We start from the raw sequence: 1444 nt of genomic DNA, 5'->3' as shown, positions 1-1444 counted from the left end.
TTTTTCACATCGGCTTAGTCGCCGGCAACAGCGCGGCAGTTCACGAGCAAGGCTCGCCATCCCTCACGACAGCTTGCGCCTGGTCCGCAGCCGCAGGTGCTCGTCGGCCTCCAGCTGCGTCATCCCTAAGAGATAATGCAGCACGTCGAGCCTGTGGCGCTCGGCGAGCTTGCGCAGCACCGCCACCTGCTCGGCGATGAAGGCAACCGCCTCGTCGGCGCCGCCCTCTCCCGGTTCCTCGAGGCGCGAGCCTCCCGGCGCGCCTGATGCGGCGCGCGCCCGTTTCCTTCCTGGCTTAGTCACCAGACCCCACCCCGAATCCATGCCCCGCGGGAACATTACGCCCACATCGATCGCAACTCCAAGGTGGTAGTTTGCAACTTTCTCGATATGAAACTTTTCCCATCGCGGCCGCTTTCTGCACCCCTCGATTTGACAGCGACGACCTCACCACCCATGTTCGGTTCGAAACGGCCGACCCGAATCTCGTCGAATTCGGCCCAGAATTTCCCCGTAAGTTACTGGAACTACATGAATATCGTCATTGTGGAGTCGCCGGCGAAAGCCAAGACGATCAACAAGTATTTGGGCTCGTCCTATGAGGTTCTGGCCTCGTTCGGACATGTCCGCGACCTGCCGGCGAAGAACGGTTCCGTCGATCCCGACGCCAATTTCAAGATGATCTGGGAGGTCGACCCCAAGGCGGCCGGCCGGCTCAACGATATCGCCAAGTCTCTGAAGAACGCCGACCGCCTGATTCTCGCCACCGACCCTGATCGCGAGGGCGAGGCCATCTCCTGGCACGTGCTGGAGGTGCTGAAGGAGAAGCGCGCGCTCAAGGACCAGAAGATCGAGCGCGTGGTGTTCAACGCCATCACCAAGCAGGCGGTCACGGACGCGATGAAGCATCCGCGCCAGATCGACGGCGCGCTGGTCGACGCCTATATGGCGCGCCGCGCGCTGGACTATCTGGTCGGCTTCACCCTCTCCCCCGTGCTGTGGCGCAAGCTGCCGGGCGCCCGCTCGGCCGGCCGCGTGCAGTCGGTGGCGCTGCGCCTCGTCTGCGACCGCGAGCTCGAGATCGAGAAGTTCGTGCCGCGCGAATATTGGTCGCTGATCGCGACCCTGCTGACCCCGCGCGGCGACGCGTTCGAGGCGCGCCTCGTCGGCGCCGACGGCAAGAAGATCCAGCGGCTCGACATCGGCACCGGCGCGGAAGCCGAAGACTTCAAGAAGGCGCTGGAAGCGGCCGCCTACGCGGTCACCACGGTCGACGCGAAGCCCGCCCGGCGCAATCCGCAGGCGCCCTTCACCACGTCCACGCTGCAGCAGGAAGCCAGCCGCAAATACGGCTTTGCGCCGGCGCACACGATGCGCATCGCCCAGCGCCTCTATGAAGGCATCGACATCGGCGGCGAGACCACCGGACTCATTACTTATTTGC

Annotated in this window: 2 protein-coding genes; one reads left to right on the top strand and one right to left on the bottom strand. The window is 64.3% G+C overall.

Annotated elements, in window-relative coordinates; all coding sequences use genetic code 11:
• Nucleotides 1–63: 63 nt before the first annotated feature.
• Nucleotides 64–303 carry a hypothetical protein gene (locus AC1D00_RS40900; protein WP_477014617.1) on the bottom strand — a complete coding sequence of 80 codons (240 nt, stop codon included), beginning with the start codon at nt 301–303 and terminating at the stop codon, nt 64–66.
• Between the two features lie 228 nt (nt 304–531).
• On the opposite strand from AC1D00_RS40900, the gene AC1D00_RS40895 reads away from it, so the two are divergent.
• Nucleotides 532–1444, top strand: a 913-nt coding sequence (locus AC1D00_RS40895; RefSeq protein ID WP_477014616.1) for a DNA topoisomerase, incomplete at its 3' end; no start/stop codon positions are given.

The organism is Bradyrhizobium sp. P2_E8 (genome assembly GCF_056403875.1).
Note: the sequence above shows the minus strand (reverse complement) of the source record. Positions and strands in the feature narration are given on the sequence as shown.